This is a genomic window from Alkalibacillus filiformis (assembly GCF_030814115.1).
Lineage (GTDB): Bacteria > Bacillota > Bacilli > Bacillales > Alkalibacillaceae > Alkalibacillus > Alkalibacillus filiformis.
The window spans coordinates 608,506-622,960 of record NZ_JAUSUP010000001.1; the positions used below are offsets into that span (position 1 = coordinate 608,506).

At 34.9% G+C, this 14,455-nt stretch carries 15 protein-coding genes; 2 read left to right on the plus strand and 13 right to left on the minus strand.

The annotated features are described in order from the left end of the window. Positions 1–4: 4 nt before the first annotated feature. The 8 genes from J2R98_RS03365 to J2R98_RS03400 form a co-directional block, all read right to left on the minus strand. Positions 5–988, minus strand: a complete 984-nt coding sequence (locus J2R98_RS03365; RefSeq protein WP_307066114.1) for a YpdA family putative bacillithiol disulfide reductase — start codon at positions 986–988, stop codon at positions 5–7. Positions 989–1,143: 155 nt separating this feature from the next. Further along, the gene (locus tag J2R98_RS03370; protein WP_307066116.1) at positions 1,144–2,418 is read right to left on the minus strand and encodes a Glu/Leu/Phe/Val family dehydrogenase; all 1,275 of its coding nucleotides are present in this window, start codon (positions 2,416–2,418) and stop codon (positions 1,144–1,146) included. A gap of 120 nt (positions 2,419–2,538) precedes the next feature. Beyond that, a complete protein-coding gene (locus tag J2R98_RS03375; RefSeq protein WP_307066118.1) occupies positions 2,539–3,474 on the minus strand; it encodes a D-alanine--D-alanine ligase family protein in 936 nt (311 codons plus the stop codon). A gap of 16 nt (positions 3,475–3,490) precedes the next feature. Continuing rightward, a complete protein-coding gene (locus tag J2R98_RS03380; protein ID WP_307066120.1) occupies positions 3,491–4,060 on the minus strand; it encodes a genetic competence negative regulator in 570 nt (189 codons plus the stop codon). Positions 4,061–4,218: 158 nt separating this feature from the next. Beyond that, positions 4,219–4,482, minus strand: coding sequence for a hypothetical protein (locus J2R98_RS03385; RefSeq protein ID WP_307066122.1), 264 nt, complete (start codon positions 4,480–4,482; stop codon positions 4,219–4,221). Between the two features lie 5 nt (positions 4,483–4,487). After that, entirely contained in the window at positions 4,488–5,075 is a 588-nt protein-coding gene (locus J2R98_RS03390) for a CPBP family intramembrane glutamic endopeptidase (protein WP_307066124.1), read from the minus strand. 4 nt (positions 5,076–5,079) lie between these two features. Next, positions 5,080–6,540: a RecQ family ATP-dependent DNA helicase gene (locus J2R98_RS03395; protein ID WP_307066126.1), complete on the minus strand. Its 1,461-nt coding sequence runs from the start codon at positions 6,538–6,540 to the stop codon at positions 5,080–5,082. After that, complete coding sequence (locus tag J2R98_RS03400) at positions 6,524–7,594, minus strand: YpbB family protein (protein ID WP_307066128.1); 1,071 nt, start codon at positions 7,592–7,594, stop codon at positions 6,524–6,526. The genes J2R98_RS03395 and J2R98_RS03400 overlap by 17 nt, the downstream gene beginning before the upstream one ends. Positions 7,595–7,705: 111 nt before the next feature. Here J2R98_RS03400 and J2R98_RS03405 point away from each other — a divergent pair, with 111 nt between their 5' ends. After that, positions 7,706–7,945: a ferredoxin gene (locus J2R98_RS03405; protein WP_307066130.1), complete on the plus strand. Its 240-nt coding sequence runs from the start codon at positions 7,706–7,708 to the stop codon at positions 7,943–7,945. Positions 7,946–7,984: 39 nt separating this feature from the next. Here the strand turns inward: J2R98_RS03405 and J2R98_RS03410 are convergent, their stop codons facing one another. Continuing rightward, positions 7,985–8,434: a helix-turn-helix transcriptional regulator gene (locus tag J2R98_RS03410; protein ID WP_307066132.1), complete on the minus strand. Its 450-nt coding sequence runs from the start codon at positions 8,432–8,434 to the stop codon at positions 7,985–7,987. Between the two features lie 119 nt (positions 8,435–8,553). Here J2R98_RS03410 and J2R98_RS03415 point away from each other — a divergent pair, with 119 nt between their 5' ends. Continuing rightward, the gene (locus tag J2R98_RS03415; RefSeq protein ID WP_307066911.1) at positions 8,554–9,048 is read left to right on the plus strand and encodes an inorganic diphosphatase; all 495 of its coding nucleotides are present in this window, start codon (positions 8,554–8,556) and stop codon (positions 9,046–9,048) included. A gap of 50 nt (positions 9,049–9,098) precedes the next feature. Here the strand turns inward: J2R98_RS03415 and J2R98_RS03420 are convergent, their stop codons facing one another. From J2R98_RS03420 to resB, 4 genes are read right to left on the minus strand one after another with little or no spacing between them, the layout of a single operon-like run. Then, positions 9,099–10,844, minus strand: coding sequence for an ATP-binding protein (locus J2R98_RS03420; RefSeq protein ID WP_307066136.1), 1,746 nt, complete (start codon positions 10,842–10,844; stop codon positions 9,099–9,101). After that, the gene (locus J2R98_RS03425) at positions 10,844–11,560 is read right to left on the minus strand and encodes a response regulator (RefSeq protein ID WP_307066138.1); all 717 of its coding nucleotides are present in this window, start codon (positions 11,558–11,560) and stop codon (positions 10,844–10,846) included. The genes J2R98_RS03420 and J2R98_RS03425 overlap by 1 nt, the downstream gene beginning before the upstream one ends. Before the next feature lie 26 nt (positions 11,561–11,586). After that, entirely contained in the window at positions 11,587–12,780 is a 1,194-nt protein-coding gene (gene ccsB / locus J2R98_RS03430; protein WP_307066140.1) for a c-type cytochrome biogenesis protein CcsB, read from the minus strand. Between the two features lie 28 nt (positions 12,781–12,808). After that, positions 12,809–14,443, minus strand: a complete 1,635-nt coding sequence (gene resB / locus J2R98_RS03435) for a cytochrome c biogenesis protein ResB (RefSeq protein WP_307066142.1) — start codon at positions 14,441–14,443, stop codon at positions 12,809–12,811. Positions 14,444–14,455: the final 12 nt, after the last annotated feature.

Here is a 14,455-nt window from a genome sequence, read left to right on the forward strand (position 1 = left end):
ATCTTCACCTAGTTTCTTTATTTACTATATCATTAGCAATTCTTTCTCCGTGGTGCCTTCCATTTTCAATAAAAATTTCGTTGTTGTTGTAACCTGCTGCAATTACGCCGGAAATATATATTTGGTCAACATTTGTTTCCATCGATTGATCATCAAACTGTGGACGACCAGTTTCGCTGTCAATTATTATTCCGACTGAAGTCAAGAACTCTTGATTCGGATGGTACCCGATCATCGCAAAAACAAAATCAGCTTTAACTTCTTTCGTCTCGCCTTTAACAATGTATCGAACAGCGTCTGTAGTAATTTCATCCACTTCAGCATCAAATTCCATTTGAACTTTTCTATGTCTTACTAGCGACTCAAAGTTCGGTAAAATCCACGGTTTCACACTTGGTGAGTAGTCACTACCACGATAAAGAACCGTTACATGAGCACCAGCTTTTTCAAGCTCTAACGCTGCATCGACTGCTGAGTTTTTCCCACCTATGACAACTACGTTTTGATTAAAGTAAGGATGGGCCTCTTTAAAATAATGATAAACATGAGGTAGCGACTGACCTTTGACATTTAAACTATTTGGATGATCGTAATAACCTGTTGCAATCACTAAATAATTTGCATGATATGTCTTCTCTTCGTCATTTTTTGTTTTCGTTTGAAGAGTATATGAATCACCCTGCTTCTCTACCTTCATTACTCGTTCATAAGTATTTATTCTTAATTCACTACGTTGTGCAACTGTTCGGTAGTAAGTTAATGCTTCGTTTCTTACTGGTTTTTGCCTTTCTGAAATAAACGGTATTTGACCAATCTCTAGTTTTTCAGCCGAACTAAAGAAAGTTTGATGTGTCGGATAATAATATAAAGAATTAGCTACATTTTCTTTTTCAATTAAAAGCGGATCAAAACCTTTTCGTTTTAACTCAATTCCAGTCGACAAACCACATGGGCCTGCGCCGATTATAATTACTTTCTCGCTTTGCATGTTGTTGACACTCCTATAAGATCTTAAATACATTCATAACTATCTTTTATTATGTTGAACTTTTTTTGTGAATAAATTTACAGCATTTAAAATAAATAAATCTCCTACCAAAAATAATGATAGGAGATTTTACTATAATATTCAACTTTTAAATGTTAAATCCAACCTCTAAATCGAGCAGCTTCAGTCATCTTACGTACGCCAACCATGTATGCAGCTAAACGCATATCAATTTGTCGGTTTTGAGATGTTGTGTAGACATTATTAAATGATTTAACTAACACCTCGCGTAATTTCTCCTGAACCTCTTCTTCTTTCCAGTAGAAGCCTTGATTGTTTTGTACCCATTCAAAGTATGATACTGTCACACCACCAGAGGATGCCAGTACGTCTGGTACAATTAAAATATCTCTTTCAGTAAGAATTTCTGTTGCTTCTAACGTTGTTGGACCATTTGCTGCTTCAACAACAATTTCAGCTTTAATTTCATGTGCATTATCTTTTGTAATTTGATTTTCGATTGCGGCTGGAACTAAAATGTCTGTATCTAGCTCTAACATTTCTTCATTTGAGATGGTATCATCAAATAAATTAGTAACAGTACCAAAACTGTCACGACGGTCTAATAAATAATCGATATCTAAACCTTCAGGGTCATGTAGCGCCCCTTCAGCATCTGAAATAGCAATTACTTTAGCGCCCATATCGTGCATAAATTTAGCTAAGAAACTACCAGCATTACCGAATCCTTGCACAATTACACGTGCACCTTGAATGTCGATTCCACGTTTTTTACATGCTTCTTCAATACAAATTGTAACACCTTTTGCAGTTGCAGATTCTCTACCGTGCGAACCACCTAACACAATGGGTTTACCTGTAATAAAGCCAGGGCTATTAAATTCATCAATTCGGCTGTATTCATCCATCATCCACGCCATAATTTGCGAGTTAGTAAACACATCAGGTGCAGGGATATCTTTTGTCGGCCCTACCACTTGAGATAAAGCTCTAACATAACCCCTACTTAATGCTTCTAACTCTCTAAATGACATTTCTCGTGGATCACAGACTATTCCACCTTTACCACCACCATATGGTAAATCAACAATCCCAGACTTAAGTGTCATCCAAATTGACAGTGCTCTTACTTCCTTCTCAGTAACATCTGGATGGAAACGCACACCACCTTTTGTCGGCCCTACAGCATCATTGTGTTGAGCACGATAACCAGTAAATACTTTAATATTACCGTCATCCATCCTTACTGGAATTCTAACAGTAATCATTCTTACAGGTTCTTTCATTAATTCGTAAGCTTCTTCAGGATATCCCAATCGATTTAATGCATCTTTAACTACAGATTGTGTAGATATTAGAATGTCATTTGGTTGTTCGTTTTGAGAATCTGCTGACTTTTCGGCTACCATTCGTTTACCTCCTATATCTATGCAAACAATGTTAAGTATGTCTCTCAATGATTAGTATACATCTTAAACAAGAATATGCAATATAATTGAAAGGCAAAATCATTAAAAACTTCGTAAAAATTAGTTATATTTCTCTAGGGATAAATCGATAAACAGTTGAATCATTTCTGTATAACTTAAACCAACTGCATTGGCAGCATCAGGGTATAAGCTAGTCGGTGTCATGCCAGGCAACGTGTTCACTTCTAAAATAATGGGTCCTAACTTTTCATTTAAAATGAAATCGACACGTGAGTACGTTTCACAACCTAGCGATTGATGAGCGATTTTAGAGTAATTTAATATCTGCTCGGCCAGGTCATCGTTTATTTTAGCTGGTACTATATGCTCACTGCCACCTTCAGCATACTTTGATTCATAATCATAGTATTTACTTTTCGGAACAATTTCTATTACAGGTAGCGCTTGTTCATCGCCACTATTTCCTAAAACAGCAACTGTTAGTTCTCTTCCCTGCACATATGTTTCCACGATTATGTCAGAATCATGCGTAAAAGCTACTTGAATTGCTTCACTTAATTGATCCCATGTTTCAATTACTGTTAAACCTAAAGTTGAACCCTCTTGGTTAGGTTTAACAACAAATGGTATTTCAAAACTGCTTTTAATTTCTTCGATAACTTGAGTTCTTGTTTCTTTATAGTGATAAGTTTCACTCTTGGCAACTGGAATACCATGCATAGCAAACACTTGTTTTGCTTTTGATTTATCCATTGCAAGTGAAGAAGCTAAAACACCAGAACCTACATAAGGAATGCCTAGTAAATCTAAAAGTCCCTGTACTGTCCCGTCTTCACCTTGCTTACCATGTAAGCCAATAAATACTAAATCCACATCTTTAATTTGATCAATTAATGAGTTTAGCTGACTTGGATCAAAGTCTATTGCTAATACATCATGATCTAACTCCTCTAGTGCATTTACTATTCCTTTTCCTGTCGATAATGAAACTTCTCGTTCTTTAGATGTCCCACCATATAATACTGCAATCTTCATGTATTCACCTCAAAAATCATCTGAAATATTTATTCATTACTTCTATTGCATTATTTTTTACAATTTCAACACCATATTCTTCTAACACATAAGACGTCACTGTACTTGGTGCCCCAAACTCTGACATGATGGATATTAAATCTTCACGTTTTTTAGAAATTAACGCTTGATCATACACTTTCATGTAATACCTTTGATCATACTGATATACAGATGCATCAACTTTTTGATTTTTTAACGTTTTAGCTACTTGTATGATAGGTTCAATTGAATCAAAGGAAAACATAATTTCATTACTCTCATCCATCGTCACTTTTAACTCGATATACTCATCATCCGCTTCCCCTTCATTTTGTGTTACAACGATGATCATCCCTTGAGCTTGAAGCATATGAACTCGAACGACTAACATCCCATCTAAATCCATTTCAAGCTCCTCTGATGCTTCATATAACATATCTTGAAAAAGCTGATTTGCTTTCGGTAGATTGTTCCACAAATCCTCTTTGGAGTAACCACGGTCATTTAAGTCATCATAAGTTAGAAAAATTTTAAACTGGTTAACGCTAATTCGCTCTAACCTCACGCAACCACCTCCAACTAATATCTTCTTATAGTATATGTCTTTACCACTGAAAAAATTGCCTGTATAGGTATGTATAAATATTAATACCTACACACTATTCTAAATCATATCGAATTAATAAAAAACTGTTTAAGTTCATTCAATCTAAAAAATAATGATTATTGCATTACAAACTGATAATATAATGGAATGCTAATAATTAATAATATAAAAAGAATTAACACAAAATGAATACTTAACTTGTGTAAAAACAAATTAGGAGGGCGCTCATTTTGTTCATTTTTATGTGAATCACTTTGTTCCTCCTGTCCACCTTTTCGTTTCTGCTTATGATGTACCTTGCTGCGAGGAGGTAAATTTAAAACGTCATATTCTTTATGTTCTTCACTACTATTTTTAATCCGTTCTTGTTTAACACTCAATGTTGTCACCTCATAAATAGTCGATAATAAATACCTAATAAGAAATCAATTAAAAAATGGGCTACAAAAGGAACCATCAAATTATTTGTCACTTCGTACATATAACCAATCAGAAAAGATAAAAGCAAGACTGATATTAACAAAACGATCTTATTTAAATATCTGAAATGAATTAAAGCGAACAATAGACTGGCTATAATAAAACCAGCAAAAGTATGAATGACTCCTCTAAATAGTACCTCTTCTGCAAATGCAATTAAAAGCGTGATCACCAATATATGAGGAATCGATAAAGCCTTAAACAGCCTTTCATTGATCCCACCATCATCATAAGATTTCTTCGGTAAAACTTTAACTAAAATTACATTAATGGTGACGATTAGTAAAGCTGGTAAAATGGCATATACTATAATTTCTTTTACATCAAAATACCATAAACTAAAAAATTCACTAAAAGAATTAAATACGAAAAAGCCTAAAATAGCTGCGATTAGTAAAAACAATAATTGGGAGGCATATACATTGATAATTAATTCACGATCTGACAACTGTTTTACAATTTCAGCCTGGTTTGGTCTTTTGTTCTTCTTCATATAGTCACCTTCTATTAAAGATTGCGTTCAACCGATTCTCCCAATAAAATGTTATTTTGTGATCGCTCATCTGATTTTGAAAAACCCAGTTATCTAAGTTAAAGTCACAATGATCACAACAGTATGTCGTTGCATTTTTTACCCCATCTTGAAATGAATGATACAAAGCTTCTCTACGACAACCAGAATAATGTAACCAATTTAACATTTTAAGTATACTTTCTCTTTTAGCTTGTAATCGGTCATCACGAACTCTTTTCAAAGCATTAATCATATCATGATGATTTTGTATAGAGGAGTTTAGCTCCAGCTGATACTTTAAAAATCTTTCCTTAGTTTCACTTAACCCTTCTACTTCATTGCCATTTAACCGCTCACTTATAAACCACTCTAATTCATCATCATCGGGCAATTCTTGACTGATTAATTGAAAAGGGATTGTTTCATCTCCTGGCTGATAGAACAACGTTGCGACACTATGTTCACCATCTCGTCCTGCCCTTCCAACTTCTTGTATATAAGACTCCAGATTAGATGGCATATGATAATGGACGATTAGTCTGATATTTGCCTTATCAACACCCATACCAAAAGCACTCGTACAGCAAATAACGTCTAACTGATCATACATGAATTGTTGTTGGATTAATAATCGATCATCTTGGTCCATTCCGCCATGGTAGTAAGCCACTTTTCGCTTAGGAAATTGCTTTTGTAACTTTCTCGCGACTTCTTCACTAACCTGTCTACTCGAAAAATAAACCATTGTAGGTACATGATTATTGTGTAATAAGTCTTTTAAAGAATCTTCTTTATGCTGTTGGCCTTCTACTTTCTTTAGCGAAAAAGTAATATTAGGTCGGTCAACTGGATGAATAATTTTATCCATCTTTATTTGTAAATGTTTAATAATATCGTCCTGAACTTGTGGTGTAGCCGTTGCACTTAGCGCTAATACTGTAGGTTCTTTTAACTGCTTAAAAATTGTATGTAATTTCATATAATCTGTTCTGAACTCATGTCCCCATTGTGAAATACAGTGCGCTTCATCAACGACAAAATATGAAACATTTACTTGCCTTAATCTTTTCATAACTCTTTCTTGTTGCAACATTTCAGGTGAACAATAAATTAACTTATACTTGTTTAAATTATTTAAAAGCTTTTGCTTCGCTTTTTCATCAACTAAGCTATTGATAGCTGCGACTTTTTTAATCCCTTTTGATTTTAATATTTTCACTTGATCAACCATTAAAGAAATAAGCGGAGACACAACTACAGTTACACCTTCTGCGATCAAGGCAGGTAGTTGATATGTAATTGACTTTCCGCTCCCTGTAGGTAAAGTAGCTAGCGTATGTCTACCATCTAATACAGATTGGATAATCTCTTTTTGACCTTCTCGAAACTGACTATGGTTAAAGTAGGTCCGTAACTGCTCTTCTAATTTAGAATGATTGGCCATCTTGAACCTCCTGCTTATGATGTTCAGCTCCTAGGCGAGCCAACGTTAGTCTAATTTGAAAATAGGTAACATCCTCTGGTAGTTGCTCTTTAATTAGTTTTAGTCGCTTAGTAGTTAAATGATTAGTGGCTTTTTCAATCAAACTGAAGACGTGTCCCGACACATATTCGTCTATTTTAAAGGCTTGATCTTTAGTAGCAATTTCGACGATGTGATCTTCTATCGTACTTCTCTTCAAATTACGAATGTACGCTATTTGTTCAACCGTGTAACCTTGATTAACTTTCTCAAATGTCACTTGTGCCGAATGAGTTAAAGATGTCTCATTTCGGTTCATTAAAAATTTATAACAAATTGGGAAATTTTGATCGTTATTGAGAATAAACTCAATCCATAAATGAACTGTTGAAATGATATGTAGCTGAACGATTCGATCAGGTTGATTAAATTCGGATGCTATTTGACTAATACTTAACCCAACTTGATCAGCACCTGTAAAGCTCATCATCATTAAATTAGCTCGCTTTTCGTCAACAAGTTGAAATAATTGGTGAAGTTCTTGATATAGTGCTTCTCCATTATTGGACAGGAGTCCAGATTCTTTTAACACGTTTTTTACATCTCTTTGTACTTCATCATTGTCTGAAACGGGTAAAAAATGATGATGACCTTTTATTAGGTGTGATGTCGATTGAAGAAGTAGCTGTAACTTCCGGTAAAATGGTAGAGCTATTTGACTATACTCTTCACCGTTAAAATAAAGGTTTGTAAACCATTGCTCCTCCTTATTAAGCTTGTGTGCTTCTTCTGTTAAGTAGGTCAACTCACCGCTGTTTAACAGGAGCCCCTTAGAAATAAGTCGATCAATGCAGTAGTCAAATTCTTCTTTACTTAACTTTGGTAAGATTCCTAGATAAGGACCTAGTTTAAACAATAGGCTATCTTGAATGGTCTGGGCGGATTTTTTACCTTTTAGTATGTGATAAATTGAGCTAGTTGTACGTTGATTCTCTATGTAACTAAGTAAATACAAAATCAATCTTTCAAATAACATTTGCATCGCTCTCCAGTATATACACCATTATATCATTCGTAAAAAGTTGCATTCTATTGTCTATCTATTTAAAATTAAAATATAACTCGTCTATGATTGGGGATGATTTTATTGCCTAAGTACACGTTGGTTGACCAAGATACTTGTATCGCATGTGGTGCTTGTGGCGCAGCAGCCCCTGATTTATTTGACTACGATGAAGAAGGAATTGCATATAGTATGCTCGACCATAACACGGGTACCGTTGCTATACCAGATGAACTAGAAGAGGACTTAGAAGATGCATATGAAGGTTGTCCTACTTCATCAATTAAAGTAAATCAACAAGCATTTGAAATAAAAAGTTCATAATTAACAAACTGTAGATGGTCAAATAAAGGCCATCTATTTTTATGAAATTCTTTCAAATAACTCATAAGTCTCCTTATAATCAGTACTTCTCATGTACACATTGAAGGAGCGATCAACAATTCGATAATGGTTATGTATAGAATGCTTCTGTAAACTGTAACCTTCATGTTCGATGATTGGTTTCCAATGTTCGTCTAATGTGTCATATGAGATTTGTTTTTGAATGACTGTTTTTCGACTGTATGTTTGTAGACATTCAACAGGATTACGATCACCTAGTGTATATTGAATGGCTGGGCTATCTTTAAATAACGATACAAACGCTACAATCGTCGGCCAATTAGCTAACTTTCTTCCCTTTTCAATTTCCACCAATGTTTTCTTAGAAATGCCTAAAGTATGACACATTTCGTTTTGGGTGATTCCTTGTTCAGCACGTACGACTCTAACTCTAGTTGAAACTAATAATTGAATCGTTTCGAAATCCATTTCACTACACCCTTCAACAAAAATTGCTTCATTATCTTATATTTTAACATGGTTGTTTCTTTTCTTCCTATATAAAGATTGATATAATGAATAAGCAAAATAAAGTTTAAGGAGGAAACATTGTGGCTAAAAACAAAATTACAGATGTATTAGTAGAAATACCTACAGGAAGCCAAAACAAATATGAATATGATAAAGAAAAAGGTGTCTTCAAATTAGACCGTGTTCTTTTCTCGGCACAATTCTACCCTGCAGAATATGGTTATATTGATGAAACTTTAGCTTTAGATAACGATCCATTAGATGCTCTAGTAATAACAACTAATCCAACATTCCCTGGATGTGTAATCGAATCTAAAGTGTTAGGTTTCTTAAACATGATCGATGACGGTGAAGAAGACCAAAAACTTATTGCTGTACCAGTTGAAGACCCACGTTTCAATGACGTTAACTCATTAGATGACTTACCACAACATAAACTTGATGAAATTTCTCATTTCTTCCAAACATATAAAGACTTACAAGGTAAGAAAACAGAAATTGGTGAATATGAAGGTGTAGAAGCTGCTAACAAGCTAATTGATGAGTGTATTGCACGTTATCAAGGAAACTAAATACCATTTTTAAAAAGCTGTCTCAACAATTTGAGACAGCTTTTTAAAACTTATTTTCTTGGTAATGTAAATGTAAATGATGTGCCTTCATTATACTTACTTTTAGCATAAATGTTCCCGTCATGAGCTTCAACAATATGCTTAGCAATCGATAACCCAAGTCCTGTCCCTTTCTTAGATTGGTTTCTCGTTCTAGCTTTATCACTCTTGTAAAACCTTTCAAAGACGAAAGGTAAATCCTCTTCAGAAATACCAGAACCGTTATCTTGAACCTCTACAACAAGATCTTCGTTTTGTTTAGACACATTTACTTTCACAAAGCCCCCAACATCAGTATGTCTAAAGGCATTATCAATTAAATTTGTTAACACTTGTTCAATTCTGTCAGGGTCGATATTTACTAGTTGGTTTTCTATTGATACATGTACATCAAATTCAATATTTTGTTCAGTTGAAATGTTAGTAAACTTTCTAGCTACGCGTTCAATGAAATCTTGAAAGTTGACTTCCTCAATGTTCAATTGAATATGTCCAGCTTCCATTCTAGCTAAGTCTAGTAATTCATTTACTAAACGCCCCATACGTAATGACTCATCATAAATAATTTGAGCCAATTCCTGTTTTTCTTCTTTCGTTTCAGCAACGTCATCAACAATCGCTTCTGAATAACCTTGCATCATAGAGATCGGTGTTCTTAATTCGTGCGATACGTTCGCTAAAAAATCTTTCCTCAACTTATCTAGTTGTCGTTCGTCTGTCATATCACGAATGATCGCAACAACACCTACAACGACGGAATCATCATATAAAGGTGTCATGACAAGCACATAAGAACGACCTTGAACGACGATTTCTGTTGAATGTTCTACTTCATTTGCTAAAACTTGTGTGAAATATTCTTTTAATTCTTCTGGAAGTTCATCTTTTTGTAGACTATTCTCATACACGATCTGTTCTAAAAACTGTTCAGCAGGTGGATTGATGATTAATACATCAAGTTTTCGGTTAACCGTAATCACACCATCTGCCATCGACTTAAGAATACTCGACAATTGCGATTTCTCTTGGTTTAATGCAGTAATATGATAATTTAACTGCCTTCTCATTAAGTTGAAGGAATTAGCTAATTCGCCAATTTCATCATACGTCAAGACTGGTACTTTTGTATGGAATTCTCCTCTTGCCAATTCTGAGGCAGCTTTTCTCATTTTTATTAACGGAGCTGTAATTCTAGTTGATAAGAAAAATGCAAAGATTGTTGTTAAAACAATAGCTATAGATGCTGCTAATAAAATAATGTTTGTCGTTTGTTCCGTTGTTTCTTCTACAACATTTAAAGATTGATAAACATAAATAGCTCCACGTTCATCGTGTGTAGGAACTCCGACAATAATTATATCTTCGTTTGCGTTTGGTAATGTAGAGATTTCTTTTATTTGCTCGCCGTGTGATAAAGCCCGACTAATATCTGATTGAGTAATAAACCACGTCGGTTCAATCTCTAAATACTCTTCATAAGTATCATTTTGCCAATACTGATGTTCATCGAAAAAGATTGTCACACGCGTAGATTGGTCCATCAATTGGTTAACGGTGTCAATACTAACACCTTCATCTTCGTGGCTTTCAACCAATGATTGTACGCTTTCAGCTTGATTTAAAAGGTTCATTTCAGCATCTTCAACATAGAAGTTCTCAAAAAACTCAAGTAAAAGCACAGTCAATATCAAGAGTACGAAAGCCACTAACATAATAATCGTTAACCAAAGCTTAAAAACAACACTTTTCCAAAACATTACGCGTCTTGGACCTCAAACTTGTAGCCTACACCCCATACTGTAACAATCATTTTAGCTGCATCTTCTGATACTTTATTTAGTTTCTCGCGCAATCGTTTAACGTGGGTGTCAACGGTTCTTAAATCACCAAAAAACTCGTATTCCCACACTTCTTTTAATAACTCTTCGCGATCAAATACTTTATCAGGTGATTTAGCTAAATAATAAAGCAACTCATATTCTTTTGGTGTTAGACTAACTTCAATATCATCCGCTAATACACGATGAGCGTCTTTATCTATAGTCAGATGAGGGAAGACTAACACATTTTGAGAATCAGGCTTAGTCTCTAAATATTTTGTTACTGAAGAACGTCTTAATAAAGCCTTAACCCTTAATACAACTTCTCGTGGACTAAATGGTTTGACGATATAATCATCAGCCCCTGCTTCAAAACCGTGTACTCGGTTTGTTTCTTCACCTTTTGCCGTTAACATAATGACTGGTGTAGCTTTTTGCTCTCTTAATTGTTCGCAAACTTCCATACCATCGATGCCTGGCAACATAAGGTCTAATAAGATTAAGTCATAATCTTGGTCTAAAGCTTTAGCTAACGCACCATCACCATCTTCAGCTTCATCAATTTCAAATCCTTCACGTTCTAAATAAAGCCTTAACAAACGACGAATGCGTTCCTCATCATCAACAACTAGAATCTTTGCCTCTTCTGACATACTAGACATCTCCTTCTATAAAATATTTACGAAGCATACGAATGTAAACCTGCAATTACAAGGTTAATAACGATTAAGTTAAACATAATGATCACAAAGCCAACCACAGCTAACCATGCAGATTTTTTACCATGCCAACCTCTCGTTAACCTTAAGTGTAGGAACACCGCATAGAATAACCACGTGATTAAGGCCCACACTTCTTTCGGATCCCAACCCCAGAAGCGGCCCCATGCTTCTTGAGCCCAAATAGCTGCAAATATTAAGCCACCTAATGTAAATAATGGGAAGCCTATAGCGATTGAACGATACATGACATCGTCTACAACATCAGGGTTAATTTTACCAAACTTAGTTTGTAAGTACGCTCCAATTCTTTTACCTTTTAAAGTGAGACGGGCTAAACCATATAACAGTAAACCTGCTAATAAGGATAACGTTAACGTATTAAGCTTCTTACCTGCATCAATTCCTTGCATCCACGATGGTGCTTCAATACCTGAATTGAAACGGTCTTCTGTCATAAGGTCTGAATTGCTTGGTTGGAATAATGCCAGCATTTCATATTCAACCTCATATTGATAACCATCAGATTCTTTAATAAATGTCGCTTCATAATCCATTGCTCCAAACCCAGTTGAAAGAATTATGAATCCGACCGTTGAAAGAACTGCATAAATAATAATTTCTAACCACGTTGTTTCTTTGTTTCTTACTGTTTGATCAATTTTAACTATTAAGAAAAGTAAACCCGCTATGAAACTAATAGCTAATATAGCTTGTGCTAAACCAACTAAAGTGACGTGAATGTATAACCAATGCGACTGTAAAGATGGCACTAATGGTGATACTTCTTGCGGGAACATACTGCCATAACCGATAATAACAATCGCAATAGGTAAAGCTATCAACCCTAAAGCAGGTATACCATATACGAAATGAATAACAATAAAACATAAAACTAACATTAAACCAAAGAACGTAATGTACTCGAACATATTACTCACTGGAATGTGCCCAGCTTCAATCCACCTAAAGATATAAGCTGTTAAATGCGAGGCAAAACCAATAATCGTAAATGTCATTGCAAGTTTTGTTGCTTTAGACTTTTTATTTTCATCTCTATTATTTCCTAAAGTCATTCCAAAGAATGCTGTAGCAATTAGATAAACGAAAAAGGTTATATAGAGAAATGTACTACTTAAAACATAAAAATCCATTTTATCCCTCCTCGGGTAAGTCCATTTATTACTTTAATTCTTGTTGATCTTCAAACTCTTGGACGTTTGTATCTTCAGTTATTTTCTCTAACTCTTGCTTCATACCATACCAGTTTTTATTCGTATGAATCCCAATGTGATAAATCCCTTCACCTTTTGGATGAATCCATACACGTCTATGATACCAGTACAGTCCTTGCACGACACCGATCATAAAAATGCCGGCACCTAAGCCGAATAACGGCAATGTATTATCCTTTTTCACCGTTAAACCAGATGCAGAACGGCGATCTATTCCTGTTACGTTCATAACTAGTTCATTATCTTCTGATAACGGTATAATATCTTCTTGTAAATAGAAGAAACGTTCTGAATCACCTGTATCAGGATTTTCTACAGAGAAAATTAAACCAGGATTTCTAGGAAACTTTGAAAATGATGATGGACCATTTTCTGTGAACTCTAACTCTGGATACCAATCATCAACAGAAACCATTATATCACTTTCTTCTAAATGGAACTCAGGTGGTGCCTCGTCACTATAAAAAGTGAACTCACCTAGAACTTCATCATTTAATTGGACATCGAAAGACATAGAATCATACTCTGCCTCAAGTTGAGTACCTGCTTGGTAAAGTGCATAACCATCAAAAGTAACAGGTTGATTTAACCTGATCTCTCCTCTTGTCACTTCCTCTAGTTCAGGTTCTTGTCCAGGTAAAGTTTCTTCTGTTGTTCTATAAATAACAGCATTCGTTTGAAAGTTTTTTGGTACTGGTTCTTCTACATCTTCTAACGCTCGGCTAAATTGTTCTTGTGTTTCAGGGTCATATTCTTCATATACAAACCCTGTATTTTCCACATAATACTCTTGGTTCGTACTAGGAACAACACGCGTTTCACCTTCACGAACCCAAACATAGTCATCAACATGCATCACTTCAAACATTCTAAAAATAGCAGCAAGCAAGATGATAATTAAGCCGATATGGTTTACATAAGCTCCCCACCTAGAGAATCGATTTTTCTCAGCCATAATATGACCATCATCTTCATAGACTTTATAACGTCTACTTTTAAGGTTCTCTCTCAACTTATTAACATCGTCTTCATTTAACTGATTATCTTTACTCACTAAACGCTGTCTTTTTACAAACACTTCATGTCGCTTAGTCTTTTGATTGTTTAACGCTCTTCTTAACGGCACATATCGATCAATACTCGCTATAATAATTGAAACACCAATTAGTGCAACTAAAGTTATGTACCACCAAGAACTATACATGTTGTGAAAGCCTAATTGATAAAATATTTGTCCGGTAAAACCATATTCTTCAGCATAAAATTGCGAAGATGGTAACGGTGAGTTTTTAAACTGCTCTTGAGGATAAACCGTTCCTAAAGCTGATAATACTACTGTAATAACAATTAACCAGACACCAACTTTTACTGATGAAAAGAAAGCCCATGTTTTATCAACGAACGTCCTTTTATACGTTTGAGAACGTCTTGCCGATCCTTCATAACGCATTTCTAATACATGTTTCTCATCGTTACCATCAATGTGTTGGTTACCTTCAATCGGTTTACCGCACGCTTCACATAGAATGGTGCCCTCTTTATTTAAGTGTCCGCACTCACATCTAATTGACTGATCACTCATATAAACCCCTCA

Excerpts from the sequence above, each read along its gene's own strand:
- J2R98_RS03365 (WP_307066114.1), bottom strand. The coding sequence starts at position 988 with ATGCAAAGCGAGAAAGTAATTATAATCGGCGCAGGCCCATGTGGTTTG.
- J2R98_RS03370 (WP_307066116.1), bottom strand. The coding sequence starts at position 2,418 with ATGGTAGCCGAAAAGTCAGCAGATTCTCAAAACGAACAACCAAATGAC.
- J2R98_RS03375 (WP_307066118.1), bottom strand. The coding sequence starts at position 3,474 with ATGAAGATTGCAGTATTATATGGTGGGACATCTAAAGAACGAGAAGTT.
- J2R98_RS03390 (WP_307066124.1), bottom strand. The coding sequence starts at position 5,075 with ATGAAGAAGAACAAAAGACCAAACCAGGCTGAAATTGTAAAACAGTTG.
- J2R98_RS03395 (WP_307066126.1), bottom strand. The coding sequence starts at position 6,540 with ATGGCCAATCATTCTAAATTAGAAGAGCAGTTACGGACCTACTTTAAC.
- J2R98_RS03400 (WP_307066128.1), bottom strand. The coding sequence starts at position 7,594 with ATGTTATTTGAAAGATTGATTTTGTATTTACTTAGTTACATAGAGAAT.
- J2R98_RS03410 (WP_307066132.1), bottom strand. The coding sequence starts at position 8,434 with ATGGATTTCGAAACGATTCAATTATTAGTTTCAACTAGAGTTAGAGTC.
- J2R98_RS03420 (WP_307066136.1), bottom strand. The coding sequence starts at position 10,844 with ATGTTTTGGAAAAGTGTTGTTTTTAAGCTTTGGTTAACGATTATTATG.
- J2R98_RS03425 (WP_307066138.1), bottom strand. The coding sequence starts at position 11,560 with ATGTCAGAAGAGGCAAAGATTCTAGTTGTTGATGATGAGGAACGCATT.
- ccsB (WP_307066140.1), bottom strand. The coding sequence starts at position 12,780 with ATGGATTTTTATGTTTTAAGTAGTACATTTCTCTATATAACCTTTTTC.
- resB (WP_307066142.1), bottom strand. The coding sequence starts at position 14,443 with ATGAGTGATCAGTCAATTAGATGTGAGTGCGGACACTTAAATAAAGAG.